Here is a 14,166-nt window from a genome sequence, read left to right as displayed (position 1 = left end):
CGGCACTTACGGTGAGTGCCGACGTCGCGGTTTGGTGCTATCCGCCTACGTTGGGAACCTTTCCGGGGTAAGCACGTACCTCTTCCATATAGACGAGCGGGCGGCCGTCGGCGCACTCTCCCACGTCCTTGGAATTCACCTCCAGCCCCCCAAAGGAGATGACGTCGCCCGTGCTGAAGACTGTTCCGTCGGGCAACACCAACCCGGTGTCCGTGACCTTCGTGCCAGTCGGAAAGAGGAAGCCGTTGCCGATGCAACCTTTATTGTCCGCCTCAAGTTTCAGTATCCGGAGAACATCGGGGCGCATGTAAATACCCTCGGAAATCACACCGTCAATTTCGGTCGTGGAAACGGCCAACTTACCTGAGCCCCCCGTGACGATGTCGGCTTCCACCGTAGGGGTCGGGGAGCCCGTAATTTCGGGGAGCGGCAGCGCACTGGAGGAGCCTGTTTCCGGCGCGGGATCCAGCTGGGTAGCGGCTGGCGCCGTTTGTTCCGTGGGCGGGGCCGTCATTGCGGACGTCACCACTACCCCGGCAACAATGGCTGCAGCCGCCGCCAATCCGAATCCTGCTGCCAACCGTACCCGGCGTCCGGGATGCTGTTGATGGAAATCTGCAACCGACCCACCCACGGTGATGTGCTCGGCATCAGTGTCCATGACAGCCAGGCTCTTCTCGCGGCTGCGGGCCAACTCTTCTTCGGTAACCGCGGAAGCCGGATCAGCTGCGGTCAGGCGATCCATGGTGGATTTTTCCTTGCTACTCATCGCTGCACATCCTCTGTGGCTTGATCCGCCCGAATCAGATTGCTGAGTTGCTTCCGTGCTCTGTGCAGCCGCATTCTGACGGCCGTGGCGGAAATGTCGAGCAGGTCTGACACCTCGGCGGAGGTGAATCCGTCCCAGTACGTCAGGAGGAGAACCTCGCGTTCCTCCGGCTTGAGCCGATCCAGTGCGTCGGCCACCATTCCGTCGTCGGAGCCCAGCTCGCGCGTTCGCTGACGTTCCAGTTGTTGTGTGAGTTTGATGGAGCGAACGGCCGAACGGTGATGGTTGCGGAGGACATTCCGGGCGATCCCGAACACCACTAACTCAGACAATTCCTGGCCCTGACGGCATTTTTCCCACACGATGCGGAAGACGTCGGCGGTAAGGTCTTCGGCTGCGGGCGTCCCCTCCGTTCGACGCCGGAAGTACCGGTACACCTTGTCGTGGCACGCTGCATGCGTCGCCAGAAAATGCTTCTGCCCGGCAGACTCCACGCGATCCCCCTGCTCCGTTTGCACCCTCATATCCAGTTAATGTCCGGCAGTCAGGAAAATGTAACCCAACTTTCAGGAACGACACGGAAAGCCCGACGTCGGCACTCGCGGTGAGTGCCGACGTCGGGCTTGAGGGTTGAACGCTGCGGGTTAGTCGCCCACGGCGTCGCGGCCGCGACGAAGGATGAGCGGATCGGCGTCGTAGACAACCGAGGTGTCCTTGTCCGCGTAGTCGAACTGATTGAGGAAGTAACGCATGGCGTTAATGCGGGCGCGTTTCTTGTCGTTGGATTTGATGGTGATCCACGGCGCGTGATCGGAGTCCGTGTATAGGAATGTACGCTCCTTGGCGTCCGTGTACTCGTCCCATCGATCCAGCGATGCCAGGTCCATGGGAGAGAGCTTCCAACGGCGGACGGGGTCGATCTGGCGGATGGCGAAGCGGGTTCGCTGCTCCTGCCGGGTCACGGAGAACCAGAACTTGGTGACGTGGATGCCGGCGTCCACCAGCATCTTTTCGAACACCGGGGCCTGGCCCATGAAGGTGTCGTATTCGTCGTCGGTGCAGAAGCCCATGACCCGTTCCACGTTGGCGCGGTTGTACCAGGAGCGGTCGAACATGACGATCTCGCCTGCGGTGGGAAGGTGTTGGATGTAGCGCTGGAAGTACCACTGGCCTTGCTCGCGGTCGGAGGGCTTGGCGAGCGCCACGGTGCGGGCGGACCGTGGATCCAAGTGCTCGGTGAAGCGCTTGATGGTGCCGCCCTTGCCGGCGGCGTCACGGCCCTCGAATACGATGACGTGCTTGAGCCCAAGGTCCTGGCCCCAGTACTGGAACTTCAACAGCTCGATCTGCAGGCGGTACTTCTCGATCTCGTACTCATCGCGGGTCATTCGCTGCGGGTAGGGGTAGTCCTCGTTCCACGTCTCTACCGCTGATCCACCGGGATCGATGAGGTCCGGGTCTTCACCTTGGCCTCCGCTGATGGTGTAGCCCAGTTCCACCAAGTGATCGATGGTTTCCCGCAGGTTGTCCCTGACCCACCAATCGTCCAGCGATGTGGATGGTGGGGTTGCCTCCGTCATGCGGTCCTCCTGGTCTGTAAGCCTGCCCGGCCTGCGGGTTGAGCGGCAGCGTAGCAAGGCTTGGTGACGGGAACATGAACAGGCTATGCAGCGGTCAGCCGTGGTTGCGGCGGGCCTCCACCTGCGTGAAGAGCAGCCAGCTTAGCCAGACGCCCAGAAGGATCGCCGCGCCGGGCAGCAAGTCCAACGGTGCGATTTCGCGCCCGGCGGGGAGAATACCGAACCCGAGCCCTACAGCGCCCGCCACAACCACCAAGCTGATGGCATCCGAAGCCACGTCAACTGACCGGCGCCGTATCAGTTTCACCGCCAGCCCTCCGGCCATGATCACCACGATTGCCACACCCATTCCCAACGGGTAGGCGCTGAAGCCCGGCACGAAGTCCTGGGATGCGGCCCACACCATGAAGGTCAGCAGACCTGCGAAAAGTGCAAGTGAAGTGATGAGCGAGGCAGCGGTGGTCATCACCGTCATCCGCCGGTCCTTGTCATGGCGTTTCCGGGGAATGTAGTCCCAAGCGCCACGGGTCAGCTTGGAACTAATCCACCCCGCGATCACCACCAGGACCAGCGGGACCAGGATGGGCGTGACGTAGTTGTTGCTGACCGCCCAAAAGAAGGCCAGAAGTGCCGTGTAGACCTGCGGGGTGGCAACAATTCCCAGCCACCAGCCCGTCAGATATTCATTGCGGGCTTCGGGGAGGTCCAGGGGATGGACAAGGTACTGGGTTTTTGGGTCCGGTAGTTGGACCTTTTCTTCGATTGGATTCATGACGCCCTCCACGGGACCTGCTCGATGTACGGCGGGCGAAGACCCGCTCTGGCGATTTCGTAAACCTTCTGGCGCGCCACACCGAGCTCACCGGCTACGGTTACCGCGCTGTATTCGTCCAGGAGTTCGGCGACTGCTGCCGATCTGACTCCGGACGCCCTGGAGTTCAAATGCGCTGCGAAAATGCTGACTTCGGCTGCGAGGAGAGCGACGGCGAGAGGGCCGCCGAACGGCTCTGCCCAGCCCGGTTTGCCCTCGGCTGCAGCCGAATAGAGGGCATCCCCACCATCAGCGATGACCGCGCTGACTTGTTCCGGGGTAATGCCGCGTTCTGCGAATCGTCTGGCCGCCGCCTCCCTGGAGCCATCACCAGGGGGTCGGTGAGTAAGGATCTTGTGCCATGGTGAATCCCGCGCAACGGGTGTGTCACCCCGGGGTTGACTACTCATGCATCCCATGGTGCGCCGCACCAGGTCGAAGTGTCAACCCTAGGGTGACAAAACTAATCTGTCGGGGCTGCCCGGAGGGCGGCTGTCCGGACGTCAATCCAGTAGCGACGGAAAGCGGTCCCGTCATCATCCATCCGCACATCCTCGAGCAGCCCACCGCAACGCTCGATCGTCTTGGCCTAGGCCGCGTTGTTGTCATCGCACGTTAGGAGAACGCGATCCAACTCCCCCCGCGCAGCCACAAGGCTGCACATCTCACGCAGAGCCCAGGAAGCCGCTCCCCGTCCACGATCGGACGGCCGGACTCCGTAGCCAATGTGCCCACCGGAGTTCAGGAGGGCCGGGGTCAGGTGATGACGGAATGCGATGGCACCCACATACCGCGAGCCCTCCGTGATCCAGCGATAGGTGCATGGAACCATGCCGTCCTTCTCCGGGGTGTTTTCAGCGTCCAGCAGCCTGGCAACCCATTCCTCGAATCCTTCGGGGGTGGTGACGTCGTCAGCCATGAAGACGGCGGCACCGTCCTGATGGGCCCCGGCCCACTCTTGGTGGGACTCGAGGAACGAGTGGTAAAAGGACGTATCAGGGGCAACCAGGGTGAACATGGACCGACCCTATCGCGGGCGCCCTTTCCCTGGTTGTCATATCGGGCCGCTAGGCCGACGGGTTCGCTCGCGGCAGCTTCCTGCCCCGCACAGCTGCGTGCGTCTTCTGGAGTGCAGCAATTGATGCGTCATAGGAGTGCTGGGCGACCCCCACGAAGAGGCAATCAACGATCATCATCTGCGCAACCCGGCTACCCATGGCCCCCGGGCGGAAAGGAGTCTCGCGGGCAGCCGTGCTCAGCACAACGTCGGCCGCCCTGCCCAGTGGCGAATCAGCATGGTTGGTGATGGCTATGGTGACGGCCCCCGCTGCTTTGCCCGCCTTCAAGAAATCAATGGTGTCCAGCGTGGCTCCCGAGTGCGAGATGGCTACAGCAACACCGTCGGCATCCAGAAGGGCCGCGGAAGCCAAAGCGGCATGCGGATCTCCCCAGCTGAAGGAGGTGAGCCCTATTCGGTGCAATTTCTGCTGCATGTCCTGGCCCACCAAACCGCCTGCCCCCACGCCGAAGATGTCTACCTTTCGGGAACCGGACACTGCATTCACCGCCTTGGCCAGCTGGTCCACGTCCAACACTTGCGCGGTATCGGCGATGGACATTGTTTCGTTGAACGCAATTTTGGAGACGATGTCCTGCAAAGAGTCTGCGGTGTTGATGTCCTCATAGACCTCCGCAGGCACGCCGTGGGCCACACTCTCGCGAGCAGTTTCACGGGCAAGGTCCAAGCGAAGATCGGAGTAGCCGCCGTAGCCCACCTTTTTGTAGAAACGCACCACGGACGTAGTGGACGTCCCGCATTCCTCGGCCAGATCCCCGATGGACATGGTGGCCGCCCGCGATGGGTCCGAGAGGACCAGCTCGGCCACGGCCCGTTCCGAGGGGCGCAACGCCGGCAGGACAGAACGTATTCGCACCAAAACGGTGCGGGACAACTGCGCGTTCCCCGGCGCTTCCACCATGGTTTCCTTTCTAGTCCTTTGAGCCCAACCCAAGGCCACCAGTGCCTTGTCATTAAGTTACACAAGCATCACTCGGAAGGTAAGTCATTGACGCGGTGCGGGCAAGCGAATACGGTCGGTGTAAGGAAAATCACAAAACTTGTCATGCTACTCGCTCCCCTCGAAAGGCTCTTTCATGGCACTGGATCGTAGAAAACTGCTTCATGCATCGGGGCTGGCGGCAGCTGCCGCCGTCGTCGCACCTTTTGCTCCTGGTGCGGCCGCCAACAACCCCAACGCACAGAACCGGCCGGGAAAACCGGGAGTACTTGTCAACGGTGCCGATGTAGCCGCCGCCGATAACTGGAGCATTTTCGCGGGGCGCAAGGTAGGCATCATCACCAATCCCACCGGCGTCTTGGCAAACTTCCGCTCGATCGTGGATGACATGGCGGCCAAAGGCGTGGACGTCAGGGCAGTTTTCGGGCCCGAGCATGGCTTCCGGGGGACCGCGCAGGACGGCGCCAGCGAAGGAACATCCGTGGACCCGCGGACCGGCATCACGGTCTACGACTCCTACGGCGCCAACGTTGCCGCTTATGTGGGCTTCTTCAAAGCCTCCGGCGTGGACACCATATGCTTCGACATTCAAGACGTCGGCGCCCGCTTTTACACCTACATCTGGACCATGTGGGGTGCCATGCAGGCGGCGTCCCAAACCGGAGCCACGTTTGTTGTCCTGGACCGCCCCAACCCCATCGGCGGCCAGGCCCGCGGACCGGTGCTTCAGAAGGGCTTCGAGTCCGGCGTTGGCCAGCTGGGCATTGCGCTCCAGCATGGGATGACCGTGGGCGAGCTCGCCAAATACTTTAACGCGGTTCATCTTCCCGCCGCGGGCCTCACCCCCATCCAAGACCTTCAGGTGGTGGAGGTCCAGGGATGGCGGCGCGACATGACCGGGCCGGACAACCGGGCAGCGTGGATCCTGCCAAGCCCCAACATGCCCACACCAGAAACCGCCACCCTGTACCCCGGCACTGCACTGTTCGAGGCCACCAACATGTCAGAGGGGCGCGGCACAACCCGGCCCTTCGAACTCATCGGCGCGCCCTACGTGGACTACCGCTGGGCCGAGGCACTGAACAGCAAGGGTCTTGCGGGCGTCACGTTCCGTGAGGCGTATTTCCAGCCAACACTTTCCAAAAACCAAGGCGTCATCTGTGGGGGCGTGCAGGTTCACATCACCGATCCCACCCGCGTCGAAGCCCTGGAAGTGGGCACCCATATGTTGGTCGAAGCCAAGCGCCTGTACCCCGGCTTTGGGTGGCGAGGCGACGGCGGACGCTGGATGGGCTTGCTGAGCGGCTCGGCCCGCTTTGCCCAACAGCTCGACGCCGGTGCTGACGCCAGGACCATCATGGACAGCTGGCGGTCCGAACTGGACCAGTTCGTGCGCGACACCCGCGGGTACCTCCTCTACAACGGCAAGCGCTAATGGCACACGCAAACCTCAACCACAACAAGGACGATGGGATTGGGATTCACATGCAAAGAAAACGAACTTCACTCATGACGGCGGCCGCCACTGCGCTGTTGATGACGGGTGCGGGGGTGTTGACCGGCGTGGGCACGGCGGTCGCAGCCCCGCCCACCACCACTGGAAGTACGACGACGGCCTCCGCCTCGCCGGACATCGAGGCGATGATTGCCGGCATGACGCTGGACGAAAAGATCGGCCAGATGACCTGGACTCACGTTTACGGATCGTCGGCGGACGACACCTCCATGGCGGCGAAGAACCAAGAGAGGTACGGCGTCAATACGCCGGCCGAGGTAGTGGCTAAGTACAACTTGGGCGGCGTCCTCTACTTCGCGTGGTCCGGCAACACCAACAACCCCCAGCAGGTTGCGGGTCTCTCCAATGGCTTGCAGCAAACGGCCTTGCGGGAGGACGGGACCGGCATTCCACTAGCCGTCACCATCGATCAGGAAGGTGGCCTGGTTGCCCGCATCGGACCGCCCGCTACTGTGCTGCCGGGCAACATGGCCCTCGGCGCCACCGCGGATGCGAATCTTGCCAAGGCACAAGGAGAAATCCTTGGCTCCGAAATGCGTGCCATGGGTATCAACGTCGACTTTGCACCGGTCCTGGACTTGAACTCCAACCCGGACAACCCTGTCATCGGAATCCGCTCCATGGGCGAGGACCCGGCGCTGGTCAGTGCCCTCGGTGTTGCCCAGATCGACGGCATTCAAGCGCACAACGTAGGCGCAGCGGCCAAGCACTTCCCCGGCCACGGCGACACCTCGGTGGATTCCCACTACGGACTGCCTACCGTCACTTACGATCGCGCAACACTCAATGAGCACCTGAAGCCCTTCAAGGCCGCAATTGACGGTGGCGTGGACATGGTCATGACGGCCCACATCATTGTTGAGGCCATCGACGCGGAAATGCCTGGCACCCTGTCCCACAAGGTACTCACCGGTTTGCTTCGCGATGAGATGGGCTTCAAGGGTTTGGTGACAACAGATGCCCTGGATATGGCCGCAATGGCCGCCGAGTGGCCCCAGGAAGAAATCGCCGTCAAGGCCATCCAGGCCGGTTCTGACATCCTCCTCAACTCACCGGATGTGGACGCGTCGTTCGCTGGGGTTCGCGCCGCCGTCGAGTCCGGTGAAATCACCGAGACCCGCCTGGACGAGTCCGTCCGACGGATCCTCGAATGGAAGGTCAAGCGTGGGGTCTTCGAGCAGCCTATGGCAGACCCCGCCGCGGTGGACACCGTCGTGGGGAGCGCGGAGAACCTGGCCACGGCCAAGCTGATCTCGGACCGCGCCGTCACCTTGGTGCGCAATGAGAACGGGGTGTTACCGCTCGCTTCGGGCAGCTCGGTGCTCATGGTGGGTGCCGGTTCGGCGTGGCCCGAGCTCGCGGGACCGATGCTCAAGGATCAGGGATTCACGGTCACTGAAGACTACGAGGATGGGGGCTCGCCCTCCGCGGCCTACCGCGCTCGTGCGGTGGCTGCCGCTGGCAACGTCGATGCCGTGGTCTTCGCTTCCTACAACGCAACCGGCAATGCTGCACAGAAACAGATGGTTGCAGAACTCGCGGCCACCGGCACACCGGTGATCGTTGTGGCAACCCGCAATCCCTATGACATCAACGTCTTCCCCGGCGCCGACGCCGTGCTCAACAGTTATGGAGTCAAGGAGGTCAACTTCCACGGTGCTGTCCGCGCCATCTCTGGTGCCGTCAACCCCAGCGGCAAGCTGCCGGTCAACGTTCCCAAGGCCGACGCCAGCGGTGTCCTCCTGCCGTTGGGCTTCGGGCTGAGTTACCAAACTGCGACGCCGGCCCCTGTCACCTTCACGGACCGCCCGGGTCACGGGCAGGACGGCTACACCATCCCCTCTGTCCCGGGTGTGGCGTACCTGATTGACGGCAAGGAAGTGGCAGCCGGAAGTTACAGGAAGCCTTCCGGCACTGTGACCGTCACAGCGGAACGGCGGCCCGGGTACGTCTTTACCGACGGTTCTGTCACCCAGTGGACGCACACCTTCACCACTGGGCTCCCCAAGCCCTAGGAAGTTACACCACAGTCGAGTTCATCAGTGCGACCGTGATGAGCAGGGCAATCCCGAACATCGGCAGGCAAAGAATGATGTTGGTCCGGCGGTTGTCCCTCATCACGGCCACGAACTCCCGAAGGAAGGCGCTGGGCACAAAGTATCTGGCCGTGGGAGCACCCACAACCTCGGCGTTGATCTTCTGGCGCCGGGACAGGAGCGCGGCGCGGAGCACGTGGTAATTGTTGGTGCATACCAGCACCGGCCCCTGAATGCCCTTATCTGCCAGCAGGGCAACGGAGTACCGCAGGTTTTCGCGGGTGGTGGTGGCCTGGTTCTCTTCCAACACATCCGCGGCCACCGCACCCTTTGCCACCAAGTACTCCTTCATGGCGGCGGACTCGGGCCGGGGTTCGTCCGGCCCTTGGCCTCCGGAAGGCACCAAGACCGGCCTGGCCGGGGTGCCGCCGTCGTAAATTTCCAAAGCCTTGTTCAAGCGGGCGGCGAGCAACGGCGGGACCTTGCCATTGATCAAGCCGGAACCGAGGACGATCACGGCCGCCGGGTTGGGGCTGAAACGCATCCGCGAATACACCAACGCGTACCCCAGGAACACCACGAAGGCGCAGCCCAGGTAGGCGCAGAGGAAGAAGGCGAGGGCGGCGACGCCGGCCAATACCGGCTGCCCGCTCAGTACGAAAAGAAACGCAACCACCGGCGCGAGGAATACCGCAAGCCCCACCGCGATAGGCAGGAAACTGGTGATCCCCGGGCCTTCCCTACGGACCATCGTGGCACCATTCGCGATCAGGAAGCCCGCGAACACAAAGATGCTCACCACCGGGACCACCAGGACCACAAGGTTCAGCCACTCGAACCACGGGTTCAGGTCAATGAGGAACTCCAGCACAGCCTGAAGGAGGAACCACGCCGCCACCAGCAGGAACACGCCGTTGCGAAGCCGCCGCCGATCCGACTGGAAAGAGGCGAGGAAGAGCCCCGAGAAGAGGAGCCCAAGGACCAGGTTCAGCATGATCCAAGCCTATGCGGTACCAGTCAGGCCGATTCGCGAATGACCAGCTCGGTGGGGATGGTGACAGCAGCCGGACGCTTGCCGCTGATGACGTCCAGCAGCAGCCGCACCATTTCCTCGCTGATCCGATCAAACGGCTGCCTGACCGTGGTGAGCGGCGGCGTCGCCTCCTGCGAGAGCTTAATGTCATCAAAGCCGACGACGGCGACGTCACCTGGAGTTGTCAGGCCCGCCTCCCGCAAAGCGTCCAAGGCACCAAGCGCCATGAGGTCGTTCGCAGCGAAAACAGCATCGATGTTCTTGGTGCGGCCGAGAAGTTCGCGCATCGCTTTGGCGCCGCTGTCGCGGCTGTAGTCACCCTGGGCGATGAGCTCCTCATCGATATCCGCACCTTGATCGTCCCGGTACGCTTCGAGTCGCCGCGTTCCGCCGGAGGTGTCCGCAGGGCCGGCGATGGTGGCAATCCGCTGCCGACCGCCGTCGCGCAAGTACCGCAAAACGTCGCGGGCGCCCTCGTAATCGTCGGCAGCGACGTAACCCATCTTCTTTTCGAAGCCCAAGGGGGCGCCACAAGCGATCGCCGGGACACCCGCGGCAATGATGTCCGCGATGATGCCCTTCCGGCTTCCATGGGAGGAAATGAGAAGGACACCATCAACATGGCCCGCAGTAAGGAAATCGGTGGCACGCCGTTGTTCATCATCGGTGCCGGCCATGATCAGGACCAGCGGAATGTCATGCACAGCCAGGGCGTCCGCTGCGCCGCGCATGAGGACAGCGAAGTTGGGGTCCTCGAAGAGACGTTCCTGGGTCTCAGTGAGCAGGAAAGCCACGGAATTGGCACGATTGGTGGCGAGATTCCTTGCATGAGGGTTGACTCGGTAGCCCGTCTTCTTGATCGCGGCGTTGACGGCTGCCAAGGCTGACGGACTGACCCAATGGCCACCGTTAAGAACCCGGGAAACGGTACCTCGCGATACGCCGGCTTCTGCGGCCACATCGTCGATTTTGGGCCGGGGCCTGGGGGCGGATTGCGTCATGACCCAAAGCCTACCTACCGCTAGGCCTTCACGGCGCCAGCGGCAAGATCCACCTTCCAATAGCGCTGCAGGAGAAGGAACATGATCACCAACGGCACGATGGACAGCAGCGCGCCGGCGAGCACCAGCGTGTACAGGGCGGGCGCTGAAGCGCCTTGGTTCAGCAGACCGTTAAGTCCCACAGTGATCGGGAACAATTGGTCGTCGCCGAGCATGATGTACGGCAGCATGAAGTTGTTCCAAATGGCCACGAACTGGAACAGGAAAATGGTCACCAGGCCCGGGAGCATCATGGGTGCAGCAATGCGGTTGAAGATATACATTTCCTTGGCGCCCTCGGTTCGGGCGGCCTCAATGACATCACCGGGAACGGAGGCCGCGGCGTAGATCCGCGCCAGGTAAATGCCGTACGGGCTGATGATCTGCGGCAAGAGCACCGACCAGTAGGTGTTGGTGAGGCCCGCCTGGGCCAGCATCAGATATTGCGGAATGGCGAGGATAACGCCGGGAACCAGCACCCCCATCAGCAGGACCTTGAAAACACCCGACTTGCCCGGGAAATCGAACTTCGCCAGCACGTAGCCGGAAAGAGCTGAAACCCAGGTGGACACTATCGCGCCGACGCCCGCGTATAGGGCCGTGTTGAGCATCCAGCGCCAAAACAGGCCGTCGCGGTATTCGGTGAGCTCCACAATGTTGTCCCAAAGGTGCGTACTGGGGGCCAAGGTGAAGGTGGAGAACAGCTCAGTGCCGTCCTTGCTCGCGGCAGCCACAACCCAAATCACGGGAAACAGGCAATAGAGCGCGCCGAGGATCAGGATTCCGGTGGAGAGGTAGCTGGGCTTTTCCTTGATGAAGTCCGGTTTGGTGGCCTTGCTTCGCTTGGGGTTGGCGCGGCGGTTTGTGGGAGGCGTGGCGAGGGCAGTCACGGTCAGTTCTCCTGTCCGAAGGCCCGCTTCTGCACGATGCGCAGGAACAGGAACGAAATGATGAAGGTTGCCAAGGCGATCACGATGCTGGTGGCAGCAGCAGAGAAGACGTCATTGCGGGTGAAAGCATCCCGGTACACCAGCATGAGCGGAGACCAGCTAGTGGAAAGGCTGTTAGCCAGGGGGCGCAGCGTTGTGGGTTCGGCGAAGACCTGCAGCGTGGCGATCATCGAGAACAACGCTGTCATCACCAGTGAAGGGGCGATGATGGGGATCTTGATCCTGATGGCCGTCTGGATCTCGGAGCAGCCATCCAGCTTTGCGGCCTCGTAGATTTCGCTGGGCACGGCCTTCAGCGAGGTGTACATGACGATCATGTTGAAGCCGACACCACCCCACAGGGCGATGTTGCAGATGGCGAACGTGACCAGGTTGGGATCCAGGAGCGACGGCAATTCCATGCCGAACTGCCTGGCCAGGAAGTGGAACGGACTGACGCCGGGAAGGTACAGGAAGCCCCACAACAGCGAGCTGATCACCGCAGGTACCGCGTACGGCAGGAAGATGGCCGTTCGGGAGAAACTGCCGGCCCTTGTCCGCCGCGAATCCAGCAGGAGCGCAAAGAGCAGGGCAAAGCCAAGCATCAGTGGGATGAGAATGAGCCCATAGGTGAGGACGCGCAGGACGCTGCCCAGGAACTCCGGGTCTGATAGCGCGCTGACGTAGTTGTCCAAACCGGCGAACGCCGTGCTTTGTGAACCTTTGCCCAGGCCCAGCCCGCTGACCTTCTTCTTCTGGAAGCTCAGCACCAGGGTGTAAATGATGGGCGCTGCCATGAAGACGAGGAACAGGATGATGCCCGGGGCGAGCATTGCGTAAGGGATGAGCACCCGGGATTTGAAGTTCTGCGACTTCCTCGGGGTTCCGGCTGCAGTATCGGCCGCCGGACCGGGCCTGGTTACGGTCATTGCCACGGGTGCACTTCCTTGTGGTGGATCGAGGTGTGGTGGTTCGAGGTGGGATCAGCGTGTGGGAGGGCGTCTGGCGTTTCGCTTGCGGACGCCCTCCCGCGCTGGAGCGGTTGCTGACAACCGTTGCTTGGAGCGGTTACTTGACCGTGAAGCCGGTCTTCTTCAGGTCATCCACGGTGACCTGCTGCATGGTGCTGACTGCGTCCAGGAAGGCACTCTTCTGCTTGGACTGTGCAGCTTTGGCGAACTGGTCGTTGTAGGCGTTGTACGCCACGTTGACGTTAGGGCCGTAAGTGAACGAGCCCACGTTCTGCGCAGCCTCGCCAACAATTTTGTAGAAATCGGGCTGGTTGGAGAAGAACGCAGGAGCCTCAGTTAGTGATGATTCCGCGCCTGCGGTGTCAGCGGGGTAGATGCCCGCTTCCTTGACCAAGGCTTTGATTGCCTCCGGGTCGGTGTTCAGCCACGTGGCGAACTTGGCCGCGGCGTCGAGGTTCTTGGACTGCGAGGTCACAGCAGTGGAAGATCCACCCCAGTTGCCGGTGGACGGCTTGGAAGCGTCCCACTGCGGCATGGGTGCCACCTTCCACGTGCCGGCTGTGGATCCTGCGTTACCCTCCAGAACACCCGGGCCCCATGCCGCGCTGAGCCAGCCTACCTGCTTGCCGGTGTTAAGTGCCGTGTTCCACTCGGGGGTGTACATGGGCTTGTTGTCGATGATGCCCTCTTCCACGAGGCCGCCCCAGTATTCAGCCACCTTTTCTGTGGGTTCTTCGGCGATCTTCACGTTCCAGGCGTCACCATCAACACCCCACCAGGAGGCTCCGGCCTGCTGGGCCATGCCGGTAAACCATCCGGCGTCGTTGGAGGAGAACGTTCCCAGGTAGGCCTCGGGGTCAGCTGCATGAACGGTCTTTGCTGCGGCCGCGTACTCGTCCCACGTTTTAGGAACAGCGATGCCCAGCTTCTCGAAGATGTCCGCGCGGTAGTAGAAGACCATGGGGCCGGTGTCCTGCGGCACGGAGTACAGTGCATCGCCGCCCAGCGTCACATCGTTCCAGACGCCATCGGGGAAGTGGCTCTTGGTGTCGTTTGCCACGGTGCCCGAAAGGTCCGCGAGCGCATCGGCTGCTACCAGGGTGGGGATCTTCTGGTATTCGGCCTGGATCAGGTCCGGGGCGCCGCTGCCGGCCTTGACTGCGGTGAGCAGCTTGGTGACGGCCGGGTCTCCGCCGTCCTGCTTGTTCACGGTGACGTGGATGGTGGGGTTTTTCTCATTCCAGAGTTCCACCACCTTGTCCAGGTTGGGGGCCCAAGCCCAGTAGGTCAGTTCCACTTTCTGGTTGGGATCGCTGGTGGCCGCGCTTTGGCTGCCTGCCGTGGATCCTCCTGAACAACCTGCGGCGAGCATTGTGGCCGCTGCGAGCATGGCTACGGCGCCTGCACGAAATGACTTGCGCATTTCGTCCTCCTTGTCGAAAAGCTGAATGGTGCTGGGTGGA

The 14,166-nt window shown here is 62.1% G+C and carries 14 protein-coding genes; 2 read left to right on the top strand and 12 right to left on the bottom strand.

Going from position 1 to position 14,166, the window contains the following annotated elements; genetic code table 11:
* Positions 1–37: 37 nt before the first annotated feature.
* The 7 genes from EU811_RS05090 to EU811_RS05060 form a co-directional block, all read right to left on the bottom strand.
* A complete protein-coding gene (locus tag EU811_RS05090; protein ID WP_142937412.1) occupies positions 38–769 on the bottom strand; it encodes a hypothetical protein in 732 nt (243 codons plus the stop codon).
* Positions 766–1,293, bottom strand: coding sequence for an RNA polymerase sigma factor (locus EU811_RS05085; RefSeq protein ID WP_142937411.1), 528 nt, complete (start codon positions 1,291–1,293; stop codon positions 766–768). Before EU811_RS05085 ends, EU811_RS05090 begins: the two co-directional genes overlap by 4 nt.
* Before the next feature lie 120 nt (positions 1,294–1,413).
* The gene (gene ppk2, locus EU811_RS05080; RefSeq protein ID WP_142937410.1) at positions 1,414–2,349 is read right to left on the bottom strand and encodes a polyphosphate kinase 2; all 936 of its coding nucleotides are present in this window, start codon (positions 2,347–2,349) and stop codon (positions 1,414–1,416) included.
* A 94-nt stretch (positions 2,350–2,443) separates the two neighbouring features.
* Entirely contained in the window at positions 2,444–3,121 is a 678-nt protein-coding gene (locus EU811_RS05075; protein WP_142937409.1) for a hypothetical protein, read from the bottom strand.
* A complete protein-coding gene (locus tag EU811_RS05070; protein WP_142937408.1) occupies positions 3,118–3,570 on the bottom strand; it encodes a hypothetical protein in 453 nt (150 codons plus the stop codon). The genes EU811_RS05075 and EU811_RS05070 overlap by 4 nt, the downstream gene beginning before the upstream one ends.
* Before the next feature lie 179 nt (positions 3,571–3,749).
* Positions 3,750–4,178, bottom strand: a complete 429-nt coding sequence (locus tag EU811_RS05065; RefSeq protein WP_238703301.1) for a GNAT family N-acetyltransferase — start codon at positions 4,176–4,178, stop codon at positions 3,750–3,752.
* Positions 4,179–4,227: 49 nt separating this feature from the next.
* Positions 4,228–5,139, bottom strand: coding sequence for a MurR/RpiR family transcriptional regulator (locus EU811_RS05060; RefSeq protein WP_142937407.1), 912 nt, complete (start codon positions 5,137–5,139; stop codon positions 4,228–4,230).
* A 175-nt stretch (positions 5,140–5,314) separates the two neighbouring features.
* Here EU811_RS05060 and EU811_RS05055 point away from each other — a divergent pair, with 175 nt between their 5' ends.
* The gene (locus EU811_RS05055; protein ID WP_142937406.1) at positions 5,315–6,613 is read left to right on the top strand and encodes an exo-beta-N-acetylmuramidase NamZ family protein; all 1,299 of its coding nucleotides are present in this window, start codon (positions 5,315–5,317) and stop codon (positions 6,611–6,613) included.
* A gap of 74 nt (positions 6,614–6,687) precedes the next feature.
* Positions 6,688–8,709, top strand: coding sequence for a glycoside hydrolase family 3 protein (locus tag EU811_RS05050; protein WP_238703300.1), 2,022 nt, complete (start codon positions 6,688–6,690; stop codon positions 8,707–8,709).
* A 4-nt stretch (positions 8,710–8,713) separates the two neighbouring features.
* Here EU811_RS05050 and EU811_RS05045 read toward each other — a convergent pair whose 3' ends face one another.
* From EU811_RS05045 to EU811_RS05025, 5 genes are all read right to left on the bottom strand, one after another.
* Positions 8,714–9,724 (bottom strand): YdcF family protein, encoded by a 1,011-nt coding sequence (locus tag EU811_RS05045; protein WP_142937404.1) that lies wholly within the window; start codon positions 9,722–9,724, stop codon positions 8,714–8,716.
* Between the two features lie 23 nt (positions 9,725–9,747).
* Entirely contained in the window at positions 9,748–10,764 is a 1,017-nt protein-coding gene (locus tag EU811_RS05040) for a LacI family DNA-binding transcriptional regulator (protein WP_142937403.1), read from the bottom strand.
* A 20-nt stretch (positions 10,765–10,784) separates the two neighbouring features.
* Positions 10,785–11,693 carry a carbohydrate ABC transporter permease gene (locus EU811_RS05035; RefSeq protein ID WP_142937402.1) on the bottom strand — a complete coding sequence of 303 codons (909 nt, stop codon included), beginning with the start codon at positions 11,691–11,693 and terminating at the stop codon, positions 10,785–10,787.
* A gap of 2 nt (positions 11,694–11,695) precedes the next feature.
* Positions 11,696–12,661: a carbohydrate ABC transporter permease gene (locus EU811_RS05030; protein ID WP_142937465.1), complete on the bottom strand. Its 966-nt coding sequence runs from the start codon at positions 12,659–12,661 to the stop codon at positions 11,696–11,698.
* A gap of 139 nt (positions 12,662–12,800) precedes the next feature.
* Positions 12,801–14,126, bottom strand: a complete 1,326-nt coding sequence (locus tag EU811_RS05025; protein ID WP_142937401.1) for an ABC transporter substrate-binding protein — start codon at positions 14,124–14,126, stop codon at positions 12,801–12,803.
* Between the last annotated feature and the right edge of the window lie 40 nt (positions 14,127–14,166).

Source organism: Arthrobacter sp. TS-15 (assembly GCF_006964045.1).
Lineage (GTDB): Bacteria > Actinomycetota > Actinomycetes > Actinomycetales > Micrococcaceae > Arthrobacter.
The sequence above is the reverse complement of the archived record's forward strand: the minus strand, read 5'-3'. Positions and strand labels throughout refer to the sequence as shown.

Bases quoted from the DNA above. Each gene is read 5' to 3' on its own strand.
- EU811_RS05090 (WP_142937412.1), bottom strand. From the start codon at position 769: ATGAGTAGCAAGGAAAAATCCACCATGGATCGCCTGACCGCAGCTGAT.
- EU811_RS05085 (WP_142937411.1), bottom strand. From the start codon at position 1,293: ATGAGGGTGCAAACGGAGCAGGGGGATCGCGTGGAGTCTGCCGGGCAG.
- ppk2 (WP_142937410.1), bottom strand. From the start codon at position 2,349: ATGACGGAGGCAACCCCACCATCCACATCGCTGGACGATTGGTGGGTC.
- EU811_RS05075 (WP_142937409.1), bottom strand. From the start codon at position 3,121: ATGAATCCAATCGAAGAAAAGGTCCAACTACCGGACCCAAAAACCCAG.
- EU811_RS05070 (WP_142937408.1), bottom strand. From the start codon at position 3,570: ATGAGTAGTCAACCCCGGGGTGACACACCCGTTGCGCGGGATTCACCA.
- EU811_RS05065 (WP_238703301.1), bottom strand. From the start codon at position 4,178: ATGTTCACCCTGGTTGCCCCTGATACGTCCTTTTACCACTCGTTCCTC.
- EU811_RS05060 (WP_142937407.1), bottom strand. From the start codon at position 5,139: ATGGTGGAAGCGCCGGGGAACGCGCAGTTGTCCCGCACCGTTTTGGTG.
- EU811_RS05055 (WP_142937406.1), top strand. From the start codon at position 5,315: ATGGCACTGGATCGTAGAAAACTGCTTCATGCATCGGGGCTGGCGGCA.
- EU811_RS05050 (WP_238703300.1), top strand. From the start codon at position 6,688: ATGACGGCGGCCGCCACTGCGCTGTTGATGACGGGTGCGGGGGTGTTG.
- EU811_RS05045 (WP_142937404.1), bottom strand. From the start codon at position 9,724: ATGCTGAACCTGGTCCTTGGGCTCCTCTTCTCGGGGCTCTTCCTCGCC.
- EU811_RS05040 (WP_142937403.1), bottom strand. From the start codon at position 10,764: ATGACGCAATCCGCCCCCAGGCCCCGGCCCAAAATCGACGATGTGGCC.
- EU811_RS05030 (WP_142937465.1), bottom strand. From the start codon at position 12,661: ATGACCGTAACCAGGCCCGGTCCGGCGGCCGATACTGCAGCCGGAACC.
- EU811_RS05025 (WP_142937401.1), bottom strand. From the start codon at position 14,126: ATGCGCAAGTCATTTCGTGCAGGCGCCGTAGCCATGCTCGCAGCGGCC.